Raw genomic sequence first — 20,774 nt, 5'->3', positions numbered from 1 at the left:
AGTCGAACAATGAACAGGATTTTCTCCCGCCTCGGTATTTCGCTATGGATAGCGCTGATGTCGCCGATGGTACTCGCGGCCAATCTGAAGACGCTCGATGTCGCCGCGTTGCCGGGTGACCGCGTCGAATTGAAGCTGGCGTTCGACGGCCCACCGCCGCAGCCAAAGGGTTACACCACCGAATCACCGGCACGGATCGCGCTGGATCTGCCCGGTGTCGCCAGCCAGTTGGCGAGCAAGAACTTCGATCTGGGCAGTGGTAATGCACGCACGGCCACGGTGGTCGAAGCCCAGGACCGCACGCGACTGATCGTCAGTCTTACGCAGCTGGCGCCCTACAACACGCGGGTCGAGGGCAGTAACCTGTTCGTGGTGGTGGGGCAAGGGACGCCGGCAGCCGCGCCCCGACCCGCCGCCGCAGTAGCGCGTCCGGCCACGGCGGCCGCGCTACCGGCCAAGGCGTTCGTGCCGAAAAACCGCAGCATTCGCGGCGTCGATTTTCAGCGCGGCACGGCAGGCGAGGGCAATGTGGTCATCGACCTGTCCGACCCGACCATCGCCCCGGACATTCAGGAGCATGACGGCAAGATCATCCTCAGCTTCAGCCGGACACAGTTGCCGGAAAAACTGCGAGTGCGCCTCGACGTCAAGGATTTCGCCACCCCGGTGCAGTTCGTCAACGCCGGTGTGAGCGCTGATCGCGCGGTCATCAGCGTCGAGCCCAGCGGCACCTACGAATACTCCACGTTCCAGACCGACAACAAGCTCACCGTCAGCATTCGCCCGATGACCGTCGATGACCTGCAAAAACGCAATGCCGACCGTCAGGCATACGTTGGTGAAAAGCTCTCGCTCAATTTCCAGGACATCGATGTGCGCTCGGTGCTGCAACTGATCGCCGACTTCACCAACCTCAATCTGGTGGCCAGCGACACGGTGCAGGGCGGCATCACGTTGCGCCTGCAAAATGTGCCATGGGATCAGGCTCTGGATCTGGTGCTGAAAACCAAAGGGCTGGATAAACGCAAGATCGGCAATGTGCTGCTGGTGGCGCCGGCCGATGAAATCGCCGCCCGCGAGCGCCAGGAGCTGGAGTCGCAGAAACAGATCGCTGAACTGGCGCCGTTGCGTCGCGAACTGCTGCAAGTGAACTACGCCAAGGCAGCGGACATCGCCAAACTGTTCCAGTCGGTGACCAGCGCCGAGGCGAAAATCGATGAGCGCGGCTCGATCACCGTCGATGAGCGGACCAACAACATCATTGCCTACCAGACTCAGGATCGTCTCGACGAACTGCGGCGGATCGTGGCGCAACTGGATATCCCGGTGCGGCAAGTGATGATCGAGGCGCGGATCGTCGAGGCCAACGTCGATTACGACAAGAGCCTGGGCGTGCGCTGGGGCGGCTCGATCCAGAACAAGGGCAACTGGAACACCTCCGGGGTCAGTAACGGTTCATCGACAACGATCGGAACACCGGGCAGCACCAGTACCAACTCGCCGTTCGTCGACATGGGCACCGTGGGCAACACGTCGGGGATCGGCATTGCTTTCATTACCGACAACGTGTTGCTCGATCTTGAGCTGACCGCCATGGAGAAGACCGGCAACGGTGAAATCGTCTCGCAGCCGAAAGTCGTCACCTCCGACAAGGAAACCGCAAAGATCCTCAAAGGCACCGAGATTCCATACCAGGAGGCCAGCTCCAGTGGTGCGACTTCGGTGTCGTTCAAGGAAGCGTCGCTGTCGCTGGAAGTGACGCCGCAGATCACCCCCGACAACCGCATCATCATGGAAGTCAAAGTCACCAAGGACGAACCGGACTACCTGAACAAAGTGCAGGATGTGCCGCCAATCAAGAAAAACGAGGTCAACGCCAAAGTGCTGGTCAACGACGGCGAAACCATCGTGATTGGGGGAGTTTTCTCAAATACTCAAAGCAAGGTCGTAGATAAGGTGCCATTTCTTGGCGATGTGCCGTATCTTGGCCGCCTTTTCCGGCGTGATGTGGTTTCGGAGAAAAAATCCGAGCTGCTGGTATTTCTCACACCACGTATCATGAATAACCAGGCGATTGCTGTGAGTCGTTGATTCTGTGCGAAATTTGATACTTGTAGGACCGATGGGTGCTGGCAAAAGCACCATCGGCCGGTTACTGGCCAAAGAGCTGCGCCTGCCGTTCAAAGATTCCGACAAGGAAATTGAACTGCGCACGGGCGCCAATATCCCGTGGATCTTCGACAAGGAAGGCGAGCCCGGCTTTCGTGACCGTGAGCAGGCGATGATCGCCGAGCTGTGCGCGTTCGATGGCGTGGTATTGGCGACCGGTGGTGGCGCGGTGATGCGCGATGCCAATCGCAAGGCACTCCATGACGGCGGGCGCGTGGTGTATCTGCACGCCTCCGTCGAGCAGCAAGTCGGCCGCACCGCGCGCGATCGCAATCGACCGTTGCTGCGTACCGCCGATCCGGCGAAAACCCTGCGTGACCTGCTGGCGATCCGCGATCCGCTTTATCGGGAAATCGCCGATCTGGTGGTGGAAACCGACGAACGGCCGCCACGCATGGTCGTGCTCGACATTCTTGATCGCCTCGCGCAGCTTCCACCCCGTTAAAGCATCGCCCGAAATGCGCTATCCTCGGCGTCCTGTCGCAGCCGTCGAGGTTGTGGCGGATGGCGTGCGAGCGGCGTCATACCCGCTATAGGCCGCAGACAACCAATAATTCAGGGCAGGACGCCTGCTTCCATCTTCACTGTGGGGACACATGCAGACACTCAAGGTCGATCTAGGCGAGCGCAGCTACCCGATTCATATTGGCGAAGGTTTGTTGGATCAGCCTGAGTTGCTGGCGCCGCATATCCATGGGCGGCAGGTGGCAATCATCTCCAACGAGACCGTTGCGCCGCTCTATCTCGAACGTCTGACCCGCAGCCTCGCGCAGTTCTCGGTGATCTCGGTGGTGTTGCCAGACGGCGAAGCCTTCAAGAACTGGGAAACCCTGCAACTGATCTTCGACGGTCTGCTGACCGCCCGTCATGACCGCCGCACCACCGTGATCGCTCTTGGTGGCGGTGTGATCGGCGACATGGCCGGGTTCGCAGCGGCGTGTTACCAGCGCGGCGTCGACTTCATCCAGATACCGACTACGTTGCTGTCCCAGGTCGATTCGTCGGTGGGCGGCAAGACCGGTATCAACCATCCGCTGGGCAAGAACATGGTCGGCGCGTTCTATCAGCCGAACGTGGTGCTGATCGATACCGCGTCCCTGAAAACCCTGCCAGAGCGCGAGCTGTCCGCCGGCCTGGCCGAAGTCATCAAGTACGGTCTGATCTGCGACGAGCCGTTCCTGACCTGGCTCGAAGACAACGTCGACGCCCTGCGCGCGCTGGATCAGAAGGCCCTGACTTATGCGATCGAGCGCTCCTGCGCAGCCAAGGCTGCGGTGGTTGGCGCCGATGAGAAGGAAACCGGCGTGCGTGCCACGCTCAATCTCGGTCACACCTTCGGCCACGCCATCGAGACCCACATGGGCTATGGTGTCTGGTTGCATGGTGAGGCGGTTGCGGCTGGCACCGTGATGGCGCTGGAGATGTCCGCGCGCCTTGGCTGGATCAGCGATGCGGAGCGTGATCGTGGCATCCGTCTGTTCCAGCGCGCCGGTCTGCCGGTGGTGCCGCCGACTGAAATGAGCGAGGCCGATTTTCTTCAACACATGGCAATCGACAAAAAAGTGATCGACGGTCGTCTGCGCCTGGTGCTGCTGCGCCGGATGGGCGAAGCGGTAGTGACCGACGATTATCCGAAAGAGGTTCTACAGGCCACGCTGGGAGCGGATTACCGCGCCCTGGCTCAGCTTAAAGGTTAATAAGATTCCGATGACTAGTTTGCATGCCGACGAGGCGTTTCTCGGCCATTTCCAGTTAAGCCACGACCCCTTCGCGCCGCGGGTGCCGGGCTTCAAATTTTTCCCGGCCCAGCGCAAGCCGGTGCTGGGGCAACTGCATCATCTGGCGCGGTATAGCCAGTTGCTGCTGGTGGTCACTGGTCCGCAGGGCAGCGGCAAGACTTTGCTGCGTCAGGCGCTGGTGGCCAGCACCAACAAGCAGTCGGTGCAGAGCGTGGTGGTTTCCGCCCGTGGTGCCGGCGATGCCGCTGGCGTGCTGCGCCAGGTCGCGCAGGCGCTGAACGTGGCTCAGGCCGAAGTCGGCGCGATTCTGGATCAGGTGGTGCAACTCGCCCTGACCGGCCAGGAAGTCTATCTGCTGGTGGATGACGCCGAGCAGCTCGATGAATCCGCCCTCGAAGCGTTGATGGCGCTGGGTGCCGGCGCACCGGAAGGTCGCCCGCACGTGTTCCTGTTCGGCGAGTCGTCGCTGATCGCTCAGCTCGAAGCATTGCAGCTTGAGGAAGAGCGCTTCCACGTCATCGAATTGCAGCCGTACACCGAAGAAGAGACCCGCGAGTATCTCGACCAACGGCTCGAGGGTGCAGGGCGGGGTGTCGAACTTTTCACCGCGGATCAGATCTCTGATATTCACGAAAGTGCCGAGGGTTGGCCGGGCAACATCAACCAGGTCGCTCGCGATGCTCTGATCGAAGTCATGATTGCCAGCCGCTCTGCGGTCAAGCGTCCAAGTATGGGGTTCAACATGCCGAAGAAACACGTATTGGCGATTTCCGCCGTCGTTGTGGTCGCGGTCGCCGCCGCCTGGCTGATGCCGGGTCGCAACAAGGCGCCAACCACCGGCGCGCCGGCCAATGAACAGGCGCAATTGCCGTTGGGCCAGGGCGCGGCCAATGGCGGCGCGCCGAACGTCGAGTTCGCCGGTAATACGCAACCGATGCCGCTGCCACTGGTCGGCAACTCGCAACCGGTGATGCGCGGCCCGTTGGCTGAAGCGGCGGGCGGTATCACTGAAGGTGACGACGGCGTGCCGCTCGAAGGCTCCAGTGCAACGCCACCAACCGTGACCACCTCCGCACCACCGGCAGGCGTTCCGGCCGGCCCTGCGCCAACGCCGGTCCCTGTCCCTGCGGCCAAGCCGACGCCAGCGCCGACGCAAATCGCTACCGCCAAGCCTGTTCCGGCAGCACCAGCGGCGAAACCGGCTCCTGCGCCAGCCAAACCTGTTGCTGCTGCCAAACCGGCCGAGAAGCCGGTTACCGTCGCCAAAGCGGCCGGTGGCAGCTGGTACGCCGGTCAGCCGACCAGCAACTACGTGGTGCAGATCCTCGGCACCAGCTCGGAAACGGCCGCGCAAAGCTTCGTCAAGGAGCAGGGCGGCGAGTACCGGTATTTCAAGAAAGTCCTCAACGGCAAGCCTCTCTACGTGATCACCTACGGCAACTTCGCCAATCGTGATGCAGCCGTTTCTGCCATCAAGGCCTTGCCAGCGAAGGTTCAGGCTGGTAAACCTTGGCCTCGCACTGTCGCCAGCGTCCAACAGGAACTGGCAACAACTCGCTGAAGATTCGGCGGCCTTACCCAGGCCGCCTCTCCAAGCACCTCAAAATTTCTACGAGTGCGCGCCGCCCTTACGGGCCGCGTGCCTTGTGGTGTCTGCGTCACAGTAGTCTTTGAGTCGTTGCGGTCAAAATTAAAAAAGTTTTGACTAGCACAGCATATCGCTTTAAACCTTTCACAAATGCGACATGAATTTGCGACATTTCGTCGTCAAATTTGTGAGCCTCTGTGTCGCTGTGTACAATGACCACCCTTTTGCCCCTGCTAAGCTGGCGTACGTTCGGCGCGGGATGCAAGTGGTTGAATTGAAAAGAAATTTGCCTCGAAAAGAGGCAGCCTGGTGAGAAAGTGTCTATGAAAGCAGGTCTGTACCAACCAGATGAATTCAAGGATAACTGCGGTTTCGGCCTGATAGCCCATATGCAGGGCGAACCCAGTCATACCCTTTTGCAAACGGCCATTGAGGCCCTGACCTGCATGACCCACCGCGGTGGGATTAATGCCGACGGCAAGACCGGTGACGGTTGCGGTCTGCTGATTCAGAAGCCTGATGCCTTCCTGCGTGCGATTGCCCAGGAAACCTTCAGCGTCGAGTTGCCCAAGCAATATGCCGTGGGCATGGTTTTCTTCAACCAGGATCCGGCCAAGGCCGAAGCCGCTCGCGAGAACATGAACCGCGAGATCGTCGCTGAAGGCCTGCAACTGATCGGCTGGCGCAAAGTGCCTATCGACACCAGCGTCCTCGGCCGCCTGGCCCTTGAGCGCCTGCCGCAGATCGAGCAGGTATACATCGGCGGCGAAGGCCTGAGCGACCAGGACATGGCCGTAAAGCTGTTCAGTGCCCGTCGTCGTTCGTCGGTGGCCAACGCCGTCGACTCCGACCACTACATCTGCAGCTTTTCGCACAAGACCATCATCTATAAAGGCCTGATGATGCCGGCCGATCTGGCCGCGTTCTATCCAGACCTGAGCGACGAGCGCCTGCAAACCGCGATCTGCGTGTTCCACCAGCGCTTCTCCACCAACACCCTGCCGAAATGGCCGCTGGCTCAGCCATTCCGCTTCCTCGCGCACAACGGCGAGATCAACACCATCACCGGTAACCGTAACTGGGCGCAGGCCCGTCGGACCAAGTTCACCAATGATCTGATGGATCTGGAAGAACTCGGCCCGCTGGTCAACCGTGTCGGCTCCGACTCCTCGAGCATGGACAACATGCTTGAGCTGATGGTCACCGGTGGCATCGATCTGTTCCGTGGCGTGCGGATGATCATTCCGCCGGCGTGGCAGAACGTCGAAACCATGGACCCGGATCTGCGTGCGTTTTACGAGTACAACTCGATGCACATGGAGCCGTGGGACGGCCCGGCTGGCGTGGTCATGACCGACGGTCGTTACGCGGTGTGCCTGCTCGACCGTAACGGTCTGCGCCCGGCGCGCTGGGTCACCACCACCAACGGTTTCATCACCCTCGCCTCGGAAATCGGCGTGTGGGACTACAAGCCAGAAGACGTGATTGCCAAAGGCCGTGTCGGCCCTGGGCAGATCTTCGCCGTGGACACCGAAACCGGGCAGATCCTCGACACCGATGCGATCGACAACCGTCTGAAATCCCGTCATCCGTACAAGCAATGGCTGCGCAAGAATGCCCTGCGCATTCAGGCGACCATGGAAGACAACGATCACGGTTCGGCGTTTTACGACGTCGATCAGCTCAAGCAATACATGAAGATGTATCAGGTCACGTTCGAAGAGCGCGATCAGGTCCTGCGTCCGCTCGGCGAACAAGGCTACGAAGCCGTGGGCTCGATGGGCGACGACACGCCGATGGCTGTGCTGTCGCAGCGCGTGCGCACGCCGTACGACTATTTCCGTCAGCAGTTCGCGCAGGTCACCAACCCGCCGATCGACCCGCTGCGTGAAGCGATCGTGATGTCGCTGGAAATCTGCCTCGGTGCCGAGCGCAACATTTTCCAGGAGTCGCCGGAACACGCCTCGCGCGTGATCCTCAGCTCGCCAGTGATCTCGCCGGCCAAGTGGCGTTCGCTGATGAACCTTGACCGTCCGGGTTTCGAACGGGCGATCATCGACCTCAACTACGACGAAAGCCTCGGCCTCGAAGCGGCGATCCGCAATGTTGCCGATCAGGCTGAAGAATCCGTGCGCGCCGGGCGTACCCAGATCGTCCTGAGCGACCGCCATATCGCCCCGGGCAAGCTGCCGATCCACGCTTCGCTGGCGACCGGCGCGGTACACCACCGTCTGACCGAAAAAGGCCTGCGCTGCGATTCCAACATCCTTGTTGAAACCGCGACCGCCCGTGACCCGCATCACTTCGCGGTGCTGATCGGTTTCGGCGCCTCGGCGGTCTATCCGTTCCTCGCGTACGAAGTGCTGGGCGACCTGATTCGTACCGGTGAAGTGCTGGGCGACCTCTATGAGGTGTTCAAGAACTACCGCAAAGGCATCACCAAAGGTCTGCTGAAGATTCTCTCGAAGATGGGCATTTCGACCATCGCTTCGTACCGCGGTGCGCAGCTGTTCGAAGCCATTGGTCTGTCCGAAGAAGTTTGCGACCTGAGCTTCCGTGGTGTGCCGAGCCGCATCAAGGGTGCGCGTTTTGTCGACATCGAAGCCGAGCAGAAAGCACTCGCCAGCGAAGCCTGGAGTCCGCGCAAGCCGATCCAGCAGGGCGGTCTGCTGAAGTTCGTCCACGGTGGCGAATACCACGCTTACAACCCGGATGTGGTCAACACTCTGCAAGCCGCCGTGCAGCAGGGCGACTACGCCAAGTTCAAGGAATACACCTCGCTGGTGGACAACCGTCCGGTGTCGATGATCCGCGACCTGTTCAAGGTCAAGACCCTCGACAAGCCGCTGGACATCAGTGAAATCGAACCGCTGGAATCGGTGCTCAAGCGCTTCGACTCCGCCGGTATCTCGCTGGGCGCACTGTCGCCGGAAGCTCACGAAGCCCTGGCCGAAGCCATGAACCGCCTCGGAGCGCGTTCCAACTCCGGCGAAGGTGGTGAAGACCCGGCGCGTTACGGCACCATCAAGAGTTCGAAAATCAAGCAGGTCGCGACCGGCCGTTTCGGGGTAACCCCGGAATACCTGGTCAACGCCGAAGTGCTGCAGATCAAGGTCGCGCAAGGCGCCAAGCCGGGCGAGGGCGGGCAACTGCCGGGCGGTAAAGTGAACGGTTTGATCGCCAAGCTGCGTTACGCAGTGCCGGGCGTAACCCTGATTTCGCCGCCACCGCACCACGACATCTATTCGATCGAAGACTTGTCGCAACTGATTTTCGACCTGAAGCAGGTCAACCCGAAGGCACTGGTTTCGGTGAAGCTGGTGGCTGAAGCGGGCGTCGGCACCATCGCCGCCGGTGTGGCCAAGGCCTATGCGGACTTGATCACCATCTCCGGCTACGACGGTGGCACCGGTGCTTCGCCGCTGACCTCGATCAAATACGCTGGCGCACCGTGGGAACTCGGCCTCGCCGAAACCCACCAGACCCTGCGCGGCAACGACCTGCGCGGCAAAGTCCGGGTGCAGACCGACGGCGGCCTGAAAACCGGCCTCGACGTGATCAAGGCAGCAATTCTCGGCGCTGAAAGCTTCGGCTTCGGTACCGCGCCGATGATCGCGCTGGGCTGCAAATACCTGCGTATCTGCCACCTGAACAACTGCGCCACCGGCGTTGCGACGCAGAACGAGAAGCTGCGTAAAGACCACTACATTGGCACCGTCGACATGGTGGTGAACTTCTTCACCTACGTCGCCGAAGAAACCCGTGAGTGGCTGGCCAAGCTTGGCGTGCGTTCCCTCGAAGAGCTGATCGGTCGCACCGATCTGCTGGAAATTCTCGAAGGCCAGACCGCCAAGCAGAACCACCTGGACCTGACGCCGCTGTTGGGCAGCGATCACATCCCGGCGGACAAGCCACAGTTCTGCGGCGTTGAGCGCAACCCGCCGTTCGACCAGGGCCTGCTGGCCGAGAAAATGGTCGAGATGGCCTCGTCGGCGATCAACGACATGAGCGGTGCCGAGTTCGACCTGGACATCTGCAACTGCGACCGTTCGATCGGCGCGCGGATCTCCGGCGAAATCGCGCGCAAGCACGGCAACCAGGGGATGGCGAAAGCGCCGATCACCTTCCGCTTCAAGGGCACTGCCGGTCAGAGCTTCGGCGTGTGGAACGCCGGCGGTCTGAACATGTACCTGGAAGGCGACGCCAACGACTACGTCGGCAAAGGCATGACCGGTGGCAAGCTGACCATCGTGCCGCCGAAGGGCAGCGTTTACAAAACTCAGGAAAGCGCCATCATCGGCAACACCTGCCTGTACGGCGCCACGGGCGGCAAGTTGTTCGCCGCCGGCACCGCAGGCGAGCGTTTCGCCGTGCGTAACTCCGGTGCCCACACGGTGGTGGAAGGCACTGGCGATCACTGCTGTGAGTACATGACCGGTGGTTTTGTCTGCGTTCTGGGCAAGACCGGTTACAACTTCGGCTCTGGCATGACCGGTGGTTTCGCCTACGTGCTCGATCAGGACAACACCTTCGTTGACCGGGTCAACCACGAACTGGTGGAAATCCAGCGGATCAGCGGCGAGGCGATGGAAGCCTATCGCAGCCACCTGCAAAACGTGCTGAACGAGTACGTCGCGGAAACCGACAGCGAGTGGGGTCGTGAACTCGCCGAAAACCTCGATGACTACCTGCGCCGTTTCTGGCTGGTCAAGCCCAAGGCTGCCAACCTGAAATCGTTGCTTTCCAGCACTCGTGCCAACCCGCAGTGATATGCGCCTGAAGAGTTTGATGAGGTTTTAACAATGGCTGAACGTCTGAATAACGACTTCCAGTTCATCGATGTCGGGCGCAAAGATCCGAAGAAGAAACTGTTGCGTCAACGCAAGAAAGAGTTCGTCGAAATCTACGAACCGTTCAAACCCCAGCAGTCGGCCGATCAGGCCCACCGCTGCCTGGGTTGCGGCAACCCGTATTGCGAATGGAAGTGCCCGGTGCACAACTTCATTCCCAACTGGCTCAAATTGGTGGCCGAGGGCAACATCCTTCAGGCCGCCGAGCTGTCGCATCAGACCAATACCCTGCCGGAAGTCTGCGGCCGGGTCTGTCCGCAGGATCGTCTGTGCGAGGGTGCCTGCACCCTTAACGACGGCTTTGGCGCGGTGACCATTGGTTCGGTCGAGAAGTACATCACCGACACCGCGTTCGCCATGGGCTGGCGCCCGGACATGTCCAAGGTCAAACCGACCGGCAAACGTGTTGCGATCATCGGCGCAGGCCCGGCGGGTCTGGGTTGTGCCGACGTGCTGGTACGCGGCGGTGTGACTCCGGTGGTGTTCGACAAGAACCCCGAAATCGGTGGCTTGCTGACCTTCGGCATCCCCGAGTTCAAGCTGGAAAAGACCGTGCTGAGCAATCGCCGCGAAGTCTTCACCGGCATGGGCATCGAGTTCCGTCTCAATACCGAAGTCGGCAAAGACGTGACCATGGAACAACTGCTCGCCGAATACGATGCGGTGTTCATGGGCATGGGCACTTACACCTACATGAAGGGCGGTTTTGCCGGTGAGGATCTGCCGGGCGTTTATGACGCGCTGGACTTCCTGATTGCCAACGTCAACCGCAACCTGGGCTTTGAAAAGTCGCCGGAAGATTTCGTCGACATGAAAGGCAAGAAGGTTGTGGTTCTCGGCGGCGGCGACACGGCGATGGACTGCAACCGTACCTCGATACGTCAGGGCGCCAAGTCGGTGACCTGCGCCTATCGTCGTGACGAAGCGAACATGCCCGGCTCGCGCAAAGAGGTGAAGAACGCCAAGGAAGAAGGCGTGAAATTCCTCTACAACCGCCAGCCGATCGCCATCGTCGGTGAAGACAAGGTTGAAGGCGTGAAGGTGGTCGAGACCCGTCTCGGCGAACCCGACGCCCGTGGCCGTCGCAGCCCAGAGCCGATCCCGGGTTCCGAAGAGATCATCCCGGCCGACGCCGTGGTCATCGCCTTCGGTTTCCGCCCGAGCCCGGCGCCGTGGTTCGAGCAGTTCGAAATCCAGACTGACAGCCAGGGCCGCGTCGTTGCGCCTGAGCAAGGCCAGTACAAGCACCAGACCAGCAATCCGAAAATCTTTGCCGGTGGCGACATGGTGCGCGGTTCCGACCTGGTGGTGACGGCGATCTTCGAAGGGCGCAATGCTGCCGAAGGGATCCTCGACTACCTGGGCGTCTAATCCCGTCTAGCTGACTGCAATGCAATACCTGTGGGAGCTGGCTTGCCAGCGATAGCATCACCTTGGTTTACCTGATAAATCGAGTTGTCTGCATCGCTGGCAAGCCAGCTCCCACAGTGTTTTTTGGTGTTACAAAGTCGGTGTTCCAGCGCAATAAATTGACCCGATAGACAAAAGGCTGACCTGTATCCGTGCCTTTTGCGTCGCGCTCTGAGAAAATGCCCGCACTTTTTTTCCGGATGCCGACATGACTGCCCTGAAGAACGACCGTTTCCTCCGCGCCCTGCTCAAGCAACCCGTTGACGTCACCCCGGTGTGGATGATGCGTCAGGCCGGCCGCTACCTGCCGGAGTACCGCGCCAGTCGCGCCCAGGCCGGTGATTTCATGAGCCTGTGCATGAATCCGGAATTCGCCTGCGAAGTCACGATGCAACCGCTCGACCGTTATCCACAACTGGACGCGGCGATCCTGTTTTCCGACATCCTCACCATCCCCGATGCCATGGGCCAGGGCCTGTACTTCGAGACCGGTGAAGGCCCGCGCTTCAAGAAAGTCGTCAGCACCCTGGCTGACATCGAGGCCCTGCCGATCCCTGATCCGCACAAAGACCTCGGCTATGTGATGGACGCGGTCAGCACCATCCGTCGCGAGCTCAACGGTCGTGTGCCGCTGATCGGTTTCTCCGGCAGCCCGTGGACCCTCGCCACCTACATGGTCGAAGGCGGCTCGTCGAAAGACTTCCGCAAGACCAAGGCGATGCTCTACGACAACCCGCAAGCCATGCACCTGCTGCTGGACAAACTGGCGCAGTCGGTGACCTCGTACCTCAACGGCCAGATCATGGCCGGTGCGCAAGCGGTGCAGATCTTCGACACCTGGGGCGGCAACCTGTCGGCGGCGGCGTATCAGGAGTTCTCGCTGGCCTACATGAAGAAAATCGTCAGCGGCCTGATCCGCGAACACGACGGTCGCAAAGTGCCGGTGATCCTCTTCACCAAAAACGGCGGCCTGTGGCTGGAAAGCATCGCCGAGGCTGGCGCTGACGCATTGGGCCTGGACTGGACCTGCGACATCGGCAACGCCCGCGCCCGTGTCGGCGACAAGGTTGCCCTGCAAGGCAACATGGACCCGACCGTGCTCTACGCCAAACCGGAAGCGATCCGCACCGAAGTCGGGCGCATTCTGGCCAGCTACGGCAAGGGTAGCGGCCACGTGTTCAACCTTGGCCACGGCATCACCCCTGAGGTGGATCCGGAGCATGCCGGTGCGTTCCTGCGTGCGGTGCATGAGTTGTCGGCGCAGTATCACGAGTGATCGCCGCACCATAAAAAACGCCCGGCTAAATGCCGGGCGTTTTTGTTTGCACAATTCAATGTCAGACACAGATCCACTGTGGGAGCGAGCTTGCTCGAGAAAGCATTGGGTCAGTTGATGCAAATGTTGCTGATCCATCGCCTTCGCGAGCAAGCTCGCTCCCACATTGGGTTTTGTGTCAGGCTTTTACGCCACCGAGCGGCGGCAACTTCGCCAGCTTCAATGCCACCAGCAGCGCGATCAGCAACAGCGCACCAATAAACAGGCCGATGCCATTCCAGCCGCCCAGATGCCAGAACACCCCGCCCGCCGTGCCGGCAATGCTCGATCCGGCGTAATAGCTGAACAGATACAACGACGACGCTTGCCCCTTGGCTTTGGTCGCGCGGCGGCCGATCCAGCTACTCGCCACCGAGTGCGCGCCAAAGAAGCCAAAGGTGAAAATCAACATGCCGACAATCACCAGCAACAGCGGCGTGAACATGGTCAAGGCCAGGCCGGCAAACATCAGTGCAATCGTCGCCCACAGCACTTTGCGTCGGCCCAGTTTGTCCGCCAGCGAACCGATCTTCGCCGAGCTGTAGATCCCCGACAGGTACACCACCGAAAGCAGGCCGACAAACACCTGATCAAGGTTGTACGGTGCGGCCAGCAGGCGATAACCGATGTAGTTGAACAGCGTTACAAACGCGCCCATCAGCACGAACGCCTCCAGAAACAACAGCGGCAGACCGGCATCACGAAAGTGCATGGTGAAACCGTCCAGCAGGCTGCGCGGGTGCAGCGAGCGTGAACGGAAGTTGCGCGATTCCGGGAGGATCTTCCAGAACACCGCTGCGGCAATCATCGCCAGACCGCCGATTACCAGCATCGCCGTGTGCCAGCTGACGAAGTCGATCAACACGCCGGTGATCAAGCGCCCGCTCATCCCGCCAATCGCGTTGCCGCCGATGTACAAACCCATCGCCAGGCCAATGTGTTGCGGGTGAATTTCTTCACTCAAATAGGTCATCGCCACCGCTGCCAGACCGCTCAACGACAGCCCGATCAGCGCACGCATGATCAGCACGCCTTCCCAGCTCGGCATCATTGCGCTGGCCATGGTGCACAGCGCCGCTGCGAAAAGTGCGGTAACCATCACCGGTTTGCGTCCGACCCGGTCGGAAATCGGCCCGGTGATCAGCAGACCGATGGCGAGCATGCCGGTGGCCACCGAGAGGATCAGGCTGCTCTGTGCCGCGTTGATCCCGTACTCGTGGGACAACAGCGGCATCATCGGCTGCACGCAGTACAGCAAGGCAAACGTCGCGAAGCCGCCGCTGAACAGCGCCAGCACCGTGCGCATGAACATCGGCGTGCCTTTTTCGATGTAGATCTCTTGCAGCTCGGCGACGACATCGTCCGCCGCCGCGGGCGGGACTTCATGGGCAAGGGGGGCGACAGCAGTTTTCACTTCAGACCTCGGAGGGCACGGCCAGGCAGGCAATGAAAAAATCATATAGCTGGCTAATGTTTCTATCCAATATATTGTTCGACCTGTTTGATAGCTTTAACGACCTAATGGGGTTTCCATGGAATTGCGTCATCTGCGCTACTTCATCGCCGTCGCCGAAGAACTGCACTTCGGCCGCGCCGCACAGGTGCTGGGCATTTCTCAGCCGCCGCTGAGTCAGCAGATTCAGGCGCTGGAGCAAGAGGTTGGTGCGCGGTTATTCGAACGGACCAATCGTCGGGTCGAGCTGAGTGAGGCCGGTCGATTGTTTCTCGAAGAGGCGCGATTGGTGCTGGCGCAGGTTGATAAAGCGGCGGATGTGGCCAGGCGTGCGCAACTCGGGGAGTTGGGGGAGTTGAAGATTGGTTTCACCTCGTCGGCGCCTTTCAATTCGACCATTCCGCAGGCGATCTTTTCCTTTCGTCAGCGCTTTCCGGCGGTGCACCTCAACCTGCGTGAGATGAGCAGCACGCAAGTCGCCGAAGGTCTGGTGGATGAGTCGATCGAGGTCGGTATCATGCGTCCGCTGGGCCTGCCGGATTCGTTGAGTGTGGTGGAGTTGATGCGTGAGCCATTGGTCGCGGTGCTCGGTTCCAAGCATCCGCTGGCGCAGGGCAGTGAAGAAGGGTTGTTCCTCTCGGCGCTGGCGCTGGAGCCGTTCGTGTTCTTTCCGCGCAGTTACGGCAGCGGGTTGTATGCGCAATTGCTCAGTCTGGCGCGCGACGCAGGGTTCAGCCCGCACTTCGCCCAGGAGGCGGGCGAGGCGATGACCATCATCGGTCTGGTCGCAGCGGGGTTGGGGGTTTCGGTGTTGCCGGCGTCCTATCAAAGAATGCGCATCGACGGCGTGGTCTATCGACCGCTGCTCGATCCGGAGGCGGTGTCGGCGGTATGGCTGGTGCAGCGCAAGGATCAGAAATCACCGATGGCCAAGGCGTTTGTCGAATTGCTCACGCGCAAGGTGGAACCTTCAAAGGTGTGATGGCTGCGCAATCAATTCGCGAGCAGGCTCGCTCCCATAGGGGGAACGCATTCCAGGGTGGGAGCGAGCCTGCTCGAAGGCGTCCGCTCAAACACCACCGCCCTCAGGGCAACCGCACCAGATCCCCCTTCAACACCACCCGCGTGACAAAAATCCCCGCCCGGCACTCATACGTATTCAAATCCTTGCGTACATGCTGGTCGTAATAACTGACGATATTGACCACCGCATTCGCCCCGACCCGCTTGGCATCGGCCTGCAACTTGATCAGATTTGACTGCAATACCCATTCGCAGGAATCGTGATCGCTCTTGTTGAAACCGTTGGTACTCAGATCGCTAATCACATCCCGGCGCAGCAACTGCTGAGTGCCCTGGGGCCCATTGCCGAGCAGATAAAACTTCACACTGCCATCCAGTCGGCCGGCGCGAATCGCGTCTGACAGCACGTTTTCGAATGGCATGTACATGAGGTTGGTGGCATGGCTGGCGCTCGGCAACAGAGCGAAAAGCGCGGCGGCGATCAGGGCTTTCACTTGCATGGTCATCTCCTTGACGGTGAAAGGGAACCGCGAGTGCTCGACCGATTGGGCTCGCTGTTCTGGCAGGCGGCGTGTGATGGCCGGCTCCAACGAGTGTAGATGCTGCTTGATCACCACAAATAAAAAGGGCGCCGAATGGCGCCCTTGTCTTTTCTGGCGGTTACTGAACCTTGGCCAGATCACCCTTCAACGCAACACCGGCCATGATCGCGCCCGCGTGGCATTCGTAGGTCTGCGCATCCTTGCGCTCGTTGCTCTTGTAGAAGCTGACGATGTTGGTCACGGCGTTGGCGCCGGTGTTTTTTGCCGCTTGGTGGAGGCTGATGATGGCCGACTGAACGACCCATTCGCAGGCCTCTGTGTCGGACTTGTTGAAGGCGTTGGTTTTCTTGTTGGTCACGGCGCCGGGGCTGACCACGGTGACTTTGCCGGCCGGGGTGTTGCCGGCCAGGTAGAACTTCACGCTGCCATCGATTTTGCCCGAGCGGGTCGCTTCGGCAACGGCTTTGTCGAACGGCAGGTAAACCGCCGTGTCACGGGCCTGGCTGACCGCAGGCAGGGCGCAGAGCAGCAGGGTGGCGACAGCGAGTTTTTTGAAGTGCATGGAGGTCTCCTTGACCTGGATTAATTCGGTTGCGGCCAGCGGCGGAAAATCAACGAGGTGTTGACGCCACCAAAGGCGAAATTGTTGTTCATCACGTAGTCGTGGTGCATCTGGCGGAATTCGCCGCGCAGGTAATCGAGTGGGCCGCAGTGCGGGTCGACCTCGTCGAGGTTGAAGGTGTGCACGTACAGGTCGCGGTTCATCATCTCGATGCTGAACCACGACTCCAGCGCACCGCAGGCACCCAATGTGTGGCCGAGGAAACTCTTCTGCGAGCTGATCGGCATGCGGGCACCGAACAGGCTGCTGGTGGCCAGGGTTTCGGCGATGTCGCCTTGTTCGGTCGCGGTGCCGTGGCCGTTCACATAGCCAATCGCGTCAGGCGTGAGCCCGGCGTCTTCCAGCGCCAGTTCCATTGCGCGGCGCATGGTGACTTGCTCCGGGCGGGTGGTGTGCTGGCCGTCGGCGTTGCTGCCGAAACCGACGATCTCGGCGTGGATGTGCGCGCCGCGTGTCAGCGCATGCTCCAGCTCTTCAAGCACCAGCATGCCGCCGCCTTCACCGATCACCAGACCGTCGCGGCCCTTGTCGTACGGACGTGGACTGGTCTGCGGCGCATCGTTTTTCAGGCTGGTGGCATAGAGCGCATCGAAGACCATGGCCTCGGTCGGACAGAGCTCTTCGGCGCCGCCGGCGAGCATCAATGGCAGACGACCGAACTTGATTGCCTCGTAGGCGTAACCGATGCCCTGGCTGCCGCTGGTGCAGGCGCTGGACGTCGGGATCAAGCGCCCGGTGAGGCCGAAGAAGATGCTGATATTGGCGGCGGTCGTATGCGGCATCATCCGCACGTAGGAGTTGGCGTTCAGCCCTTCGGCCACCGAGTTAAGCAGCATGTTGCCGAACGCCTTGATCTCGTCGGTGCTGCCGGTGGACGAGCCGCAGGCCACGCCCATGCGGCCATCCTTGATCGATGGATCGCCGAGCAGGCCGGCGTCGGCGAGGGCCTGTTCCGCCGCACCAACGGCAAGACGCGACACCCGGCCCATGCTGCGCAGTTGCTTGCGCGTCCAGTGCGCCGGGACGACGAAATCATCGATTGGGCCGGCCAGGCGCGTGTTGAGTTCGCTGAAGCGATCCCACTCGTCCATCCGGCGAATGCCGCTGCGGTTGGCCGCGAAGTTGCCGGCGATGGTCTGCCAGTCGCTGCCCAGCGAGGTGATGCCGGCCATGCCGGTGACGACGACGCGCTTCATCAGCACAAGCCTCCGTTGACCGCCAGGACCTGGCGGGTGATGTACGAGGCTTCCGCCGACATCAGGAAATTCACCGCACTGGCCACCTCTTCAGGCGTGCCCATGCGTTGCGCGGGGATCATCTTCATCAATTCCTCCACCGGCACGTTTTCATCGAGCATCGCCGTGTCGATCAGGCCCGGCGCGACGCAGTTCACCGTGATTTTGCGCTTGCCCAGCTCGATCGCCAACGCCTTTGCCGCGCCGATCACCCCGGCCTTCGAAGCGCTGTAATTGACCTGGCCGCGATTGCCGATCAATCCCGACACCGAAGTGATGCAGACAATGCGACCAGCGGCGCGGCGGCGGATCATCGGCATCATCACCGGGTGCAGGACGTTGTAGAAACCATCGAGATTGGTACGCAACACCACGTCCCAATCGTCGTCGCTCAGCGCGGGGAACGCGCCGTCGCGGGTCAGCCCGGCGTTCAACACCACGCCGTAATAGGCGCCGTGGCTTTCAACGTCGGCTTCGAGAATGGTTTTGCAGGCTTCGCGGTCGGCGACGTCGAATTGCAGAATGCGCGCCTTGCGCCCCAACGCTTCGATTTCAACCTGAACGCTTTGCGCTTCGGCTACGCCGCTGCGGCAATGCAGGACGATGTCATGCCCGGCCTGAGCCAGACGCAAGGCAATGGCGCGGCCGATGCCTCGGCTGGAGCCGGTGACCAGTACCGATTCAGTCATCCTTCGACTCCTTTTTTTGCACAAGATAATCAGCCGCTGCAGGCGGCCGGAACACATTCAACCGGGCAGTCGCTTCGATGCCGGGGGCGTTGATATGGCATTCGAAAACGCCCATGCCATTGTCATCTTCCAGCGAGCGAATGCCATGAATGGTCAGTTCGCTGCCGGCGGGAAACGCGTCGACGTTGCACTGGAATTTGCGCGTGCCGAGCAGGAACCCCAACGCCACCGGATTGCCCTGCTGTCGCGCGTGACAACCGGCAAACGCGGCGACGCTCTGCGCCATCAGCTCAACGCCGACCCAGGCTGGCAAGCTGCCGTCGGGCAGATTGAACAGGCCATCAGGCTTGACCGTGAGACGCGTGTAAATCTGCTCATCGTCGAAACTGAGGACGTTGTCGATCAGGATCATGTCGCCCGCGTGGGGCAGCAGTTCGGCGAGCGGCCAGGTAGTCATGGGGCGTCTCCGATAATCAGGCTGACGTTGTTGCCGCCGAAGGCAAACGAGTTGCTCATCAGGTAGCGGGGTGCAATGGACGTCAGGCGTTCGCCGGTGGTCACCCATTTCAGCAGCGGCAGGGCGGGGTCGGCCTGGCCATCCCAGAGGTGCGGTGGCAAGGCGTGAGCTCGGTTGGCGGCGCTCAGACTCAACCAGCAAAACGCCGCTTCCAGCGCGCCGGCCGCGCCGAGGGTGTGGCCGGTCATGGGTTTGGTCGACGAGCAGGCCACGCCCTCGGGGAACAGCGTGGCAACGGCCAGACTTTCCATGGCGTCGTTGTGTTGGGTCGCGGTGCCGTGCAGGTTCAGATAATGGATTTGCGCGGCTTGCAGTTGTGCACGGCTCAAGGCTTTGCGCATCGCTTGCAGGGCGCCACGACCGCTGGGTTCCGGCGCGGAGATGTGGTGCGCGTCGGAGCTGGCACCCGCCCCGAGCAGAGCGATGGCCGGGCCTTCACCTGGCTGCTTGCTCATCACGAACAACACCGCCGCTTCGCCGATGTTGATGCCGTTGCGGTTGGCTGAAAAAGGGTTGCAGCGTTCGTTCGACACGGCTTCCAGCGAGGAAAACCCATTGAGTGTCAGCTTGCACAGACTGTCGACACCGCCACACAGCACGGCATCGCACAGGCCCAGGTCGAGCAGGCGTTGCGCGCTCATCAGGGCGCGGGCGCTGGACGTGCAGGCCGTGGAAATCACATAGGCCGGGCCGCTCAGTTGCAGCCAGTCGGCGAGGAAATTCGCTGGCGCACCGAGCTCTTGCTGACGGTAATCGTATTGCGCCGGAAACCGCTGGTCACGAATGTAGTGCGCCAGGCCTCGGCTGGCCTCGTCGATACCCGAAGTGCTGGTGCCGAGCACCACGCCGATGCGTTCGCGGCCGTAGGTGCGGATCGCTTGATAGATGTCGTCGCGAATCTGCAACGCGGCTTCGAGCAACAGCTGGTTGTTGCGGCTGCTTTGCTCGGCGAGCTCGGCGGGAATCGGCGCCAGATCACCGCGTACGGCCGCTACCGGGATTTCACGTTCCGCCACCCAGCCGGACTCGCGGCGCATGCCCGAACAGTCGCCGGCGAACAGGTTTTGCGCGACTTCTGATTTGTCGCGGCCCAGCGAGCAGATCACGCCGAGGGCATTCAGGTAAGCAGTCATGGCGTCGGCTCACCGAGCGGGGAAACGCGATAGTGCGGGCCTTGGGGCAGGTTCAATTCGAAGCTCAACGGTTGTGCATAGTGGATTTCCCAACGCGCCGGCAGGGAGCGTTGCCCGGCCTGTTGTTGCGCGCCGGGATAGTTGCGCAGCAATTCGCCGGCCGGGGTCAGGGCGAACAACAGCGCGGCGAACAGTTCCCGCGCCTCCGGATTCGGTGGCAGCAGGCCATCGGCTTGCCAACGGCCGTCGATCAATTGTTGGCGGGCCTGCGGGATGCCCAGCGGGTCCATCATCGACCAGCGGATGCCGGGGCCTTCGCGTTGAATCACCAGTAGCCAGTCCTGACGTTGGTCGGCTTGCTGGCGTTCGATGTGCAGTTGCAGCGGCAGCGGGAGTGTTGGATTGCCCGCCGGCAACGGCGCCTGGCTGGCGCATGCGCTCAGGAGGACAAATACCACCAACATTAGCCACGTCACAAACCTTGTGGGA

General features: G+C 61.1%; 16 protein-coding genes. 8 read left to right on the top strand and 8 right to left on the bottom strand.

The window, feature by feature from the left end:
• Positions 1-9: 9 nt before the first annotated feature.
• The 7 genes from pilQ to hemE all read left to right on the top strand — a co-directional run bounded on the left by pilQ (position 10) and on the right by hemE (position 13,032).
• Positions 10-2,091, top strand: a complete 2,082-nt coding sequence (pilQ, locus tag WA225_RS05925) for a type IV pilus secretin PilQ (protein ID WP_422607223.1) — start codon at positions 10-12, stop codon at positions 2,089-2,091.
• Positions 2,092-2,095: 4 nt separating this feature from the next.
• The gene (aroK, locus tag WA225_RS05920; RefSeq protein ID WP_422607222.1) at positions 2,096-2,614 is read left to right on the top strand and encodes a shikimate kinase AroK; all 519 of its coding nucleotides are present in this window, start codon (positions 2,096-2,098) and stop codon (positions 2,612-2,614) included.
• Positions 2,615-2,765: 151 nt separating this feature from the next.
• Positions 2,766-3,866, top strand: a complete 1,101-nt coding sequence (aroB, locus tag WA225_RS05915; protein ID WP_422607221.1) for a 3-dehydroquinate synthase — start codon at positions 2,766-2,768, stop codon at positions 3,864-3,866.
• Between the two features lie 10 nt (positions 3,867-3,876).
• Positions 3,877-5,469 carry an AAA family ATPase gene (locus WA225_RS05910; RefSeq protein WP_422607220.1) on the top strand — a complete coding sequence of 531 codons (1,593 nt, stop codon included), beginning with the start codon at positions 3,877-3,879 and terminating at the stop codon, positions 5,467-5,469.
• A 350-nt stretch (positions 5,470-5,819) separates the two neighbouring features.
• A complete protein-coding gene (gene gltB, locus WA225_RS05905; RefSeq protein WP_422607219.1) occupies positions 5,820-10,265 on the top strand; it encodes a glutamate synthase large subunit in 4,446 nt (1,481 codons plus the stop codon).
• Positions 10,266-10,298: 33 nt separating this feature from the next.
• Complete coding sequence (locus tag WA225_RS05900; RefSeq protein ID WP_007909438.1) at positions 10,299-11,717, top strand: FAD-dependent oxidoreductase; 1,419 nt, start codon at positions 10,299-10,301, stop codon at positions 11,715-11,717.
• Positions 11,718-11,964: 247 nt separating this feature from the next.
• Complete coding sequence (gene hemE / locus WA225_RS05895) at positions 11,965-13,032, top strand: uroporphyrinogen decarboxylase (protein WP_008077242.1); 1,068 nt, start codon at positions 11,965-11,967, stop codon at positions 13,030-13,032.
• Between the two features lie 178 nt (positions 13,033-13,210).
• On the opposite strand, the gene WA225_RS05890 is transcribed toward hemE, so the two are convergent.
• Positions 13,211-14,485 carry an MFS transporter gene (locus WA225_RS05890; protein WP_422607218.1) on the bottom strand — a complete coding sequence of 425 codons (1,275 nt, stop codon included), beginning with the start codon at positions 14,483-14,485 and terminating at the stop codon, positions 13,211-13,213.
• A 118-nt stretch (positions 14,486-14,603) separates the two neighbouring features.
• Between WA225_RS05890 and WA225_RS05885 the strand changes: the two genes are divergently transcribed.
• The gene (locus tag WA225_RS05885) at positions 14,604-15,506 is read left to right on the top strand and encodes a LysR family transcriptional regulator (protein WP_007909445.1); all 903 of its coding nucleotides are present in this window, start codon (positions 14,604-14,606) and stop codon (positions 15,504-15,506) included.
• Positions 15,507-15,609: 103 nt separating this feature from the next.
• Here the strand turns inward: WA225_RS05885 and WA225_RS05880 are convergent, their stop codons facing one another.
• The 7 genes from WA225_RS05880 to WA225_RS05850 form a co-directional block, all read right to left on the bottom strand.
• Positions 15,610-16,047, bottom strand: coding sequence for an excinuclease (locus WA225_RS05880; protein ID WP_422607217.1), 438 nt, complete (start codon positions 16,045-16,047; stop codon positions 15,610-15,612).
• A 160-nt stretch (positions 16,048-16,207) separates the two neighbouring features.
• A complete protein-coding gene (locus WA225_RS05875) occupies positions 16,208-16,651 on the bottom strand; it encodes an excinuclease (protein WP_422607216.1) in 444 nt (147 codons plus the stop codon).
• Between the two features lie 20 nt (positions 16,652-16,671).
• Positions 16,672-17,907 carry a beta-ketoacyl-ACP synthase gene (locus tag WA225_RS05870; protein WP_422607215.1) on the bottom strand — a complete coding sequence of 412 codons (1,236 nt, stop codon included), beginning with the start codon at positions 17,905-17,907 and terminating at the stop codon, positions 16,672-16,674.
• Positions 17,907-18,635, bottom strand: coding sequence for a 3-oxoacyl-ACP reductase FabG (fabG, locus tag WA225_RS05865; RefSeq protein WP_422607214.1), 729 nt, complete (start codon positions 18,633-18,635; stop codon positions 17,907-17,909). Before fabG ends, WA225_RS05870 begins: the two co-directional genes overlap by 1 nt.
• Positions 18,628-19,092 (bottom strand): hotdog family protein, encoded by a 465-nt coding sequence (locus WA225_RS05860; RefSeq protein WP_422607213.1) that lies wholly within the window; start codon positions 19,090-19,092, stop codon positions 18,628-18,630. Before WA225_RS05860 ends, fabG begins: the two co-directional genes overlap by 8 nt.
• Positions 19,089-20,285, bottom strand: coding sequence for a beta-ketoacyl-[acyl-carrier-protein] synthase family protein (locus WA225_RS05855; protein WP_422607212.1), 1,197 nt, complete (start codon positions 20,283-20,285; stop codon positions 19,089-19,091). The genes WA225_RS05860 and WA225_RS05855 overlap by 4 nt, the downstream gene beginning before the upstream one ends.
• Positions 20,282-20,749 carry a hypothetical protein gene (locus WA225_RS05850; RefSeq protein WP_422607211.1) on the bottom strand — a complete coding sequence of 156 codons (468 nt, stop codon included), beginning with the start codon at positions 20,747-20,749 and terminating at the stop codon, positions 20,282-20,284. Before WA225_RS05850 ends, WA225_RS05855 begins: the two co-directional genes overlap by 4 nt.
• Between the last annotated feature and the right edge of the window lie 25 nt (positions 20,750-20,774).

Source organism: Pseudomonas sp. (assembly GCF_049300855.1).
Taxonomy (GTDB): Bacteria; Pseudomonadota; Gammaproteobacteria; order Pseudomonadales; family Pseudomonadaceae; genus Aquipseudomonas.
Note: the sequence above shows the minus strand (reverse complement) of the source record. Positions and strands in the feature narration are given on the sequence as shown.

Bases quoted from the DNA above. Each gene is read 5' to 3' on its own strand.
- WA225_RS05870 (WP_422607215.1), bottom strand. From the start codon at position 17,907: ATGAAGCGCGTCGTCGTCACCGGCATGGCCGGCATCACCTCGCTGGGC.
- WA225_RS05910 (WP_422607220.1), top strand. From the start codon at position 3,877: ATGACTAGTTTGCATGCCGACGAGGCGTTTCTCGGCCATTTCCAGTTA.
- WA225_RS05900 (WP_007909438.1), top strand. From the start codon at position 10,299: ATGGCTGAACGTCTGAATAACGACTTCCAGTTCATCGATGTCGGGCGC.
- WA225_RS05860 (WP_422607213.1), bottom strand. From the start codon at position 19,092: ATGACTACCTGGCCGCTCGCCGAACTGCTGCCCCACGCGGGCGACATG.
- WA225_RS05885 (WP_007909445.1), top strand. From the start codon at position 14,604: ATGGAATTGCGTCATCTGCGCTACTTCATCGCCGTCGCCGAAGAACTG.
- fabG (WP_422607214.1), bottom strand. From the start codon at position 18,635: ATGACTGAATCGGTACTGGTCACCGGCTCCAGCCGAGGCATCGGCCGC.
- aroB (WP_422607221.1), top strand. From the start codon at position 2,766: ATGCAGACACTCAAGGTCGATCTAGGCGAGCGCAGCTACCCGATTCAT.
- WA225_RS05880 (WP_422607217.1), bottom strand. From the start codon at position 16,047: ATGCAAGTGAAAGCCCTGATCGCCGCCGCGCTTTTCGCTCTGTTGCCG.
- WA225_RS05850 (WP_422607211.1), bottom strand. From the start codon at position 20,749: ATGTTGGTGGTATTTGTCCTCCTGAGCGCATGCGCCAGCCAGGCGCCG.
- WA225_RS05855 (WP_422607212.1), bottom strand. From the start codon at position 20,285: ATGACTGCTTACCTGAATGCCCTCGGCGTGATCTGCTCGCTGGGCCGC.
- gltB (WP_422607219.1), top strand. From the start codon at position 5,820: ATGAAAGCAGGTCTGTACCAACCAGATGAATTCAAGGATAACTGCGGT.
- hemE (WP_008077242.1), top strand. From the start codon at position 11,965: ATGACTGCCCTGAAGAACGACCGTTTCCTCCGCGCCCTGCTCAAGCAA.
- pilQ (WP_422607223.1), top strand. From the start codon at position 10: ATGAACAGGATTTTCTCCCGCCTCGGTATTTCGCTATGGATAGCGCTG.
- WA225_RS05875 (WP_422607216.1), bottom strand. From the start codon at position 16,651: ATGCACTTCAAAAAACTCGCTGTCGCCACCCTGCTGCTCTGCGCCCTG.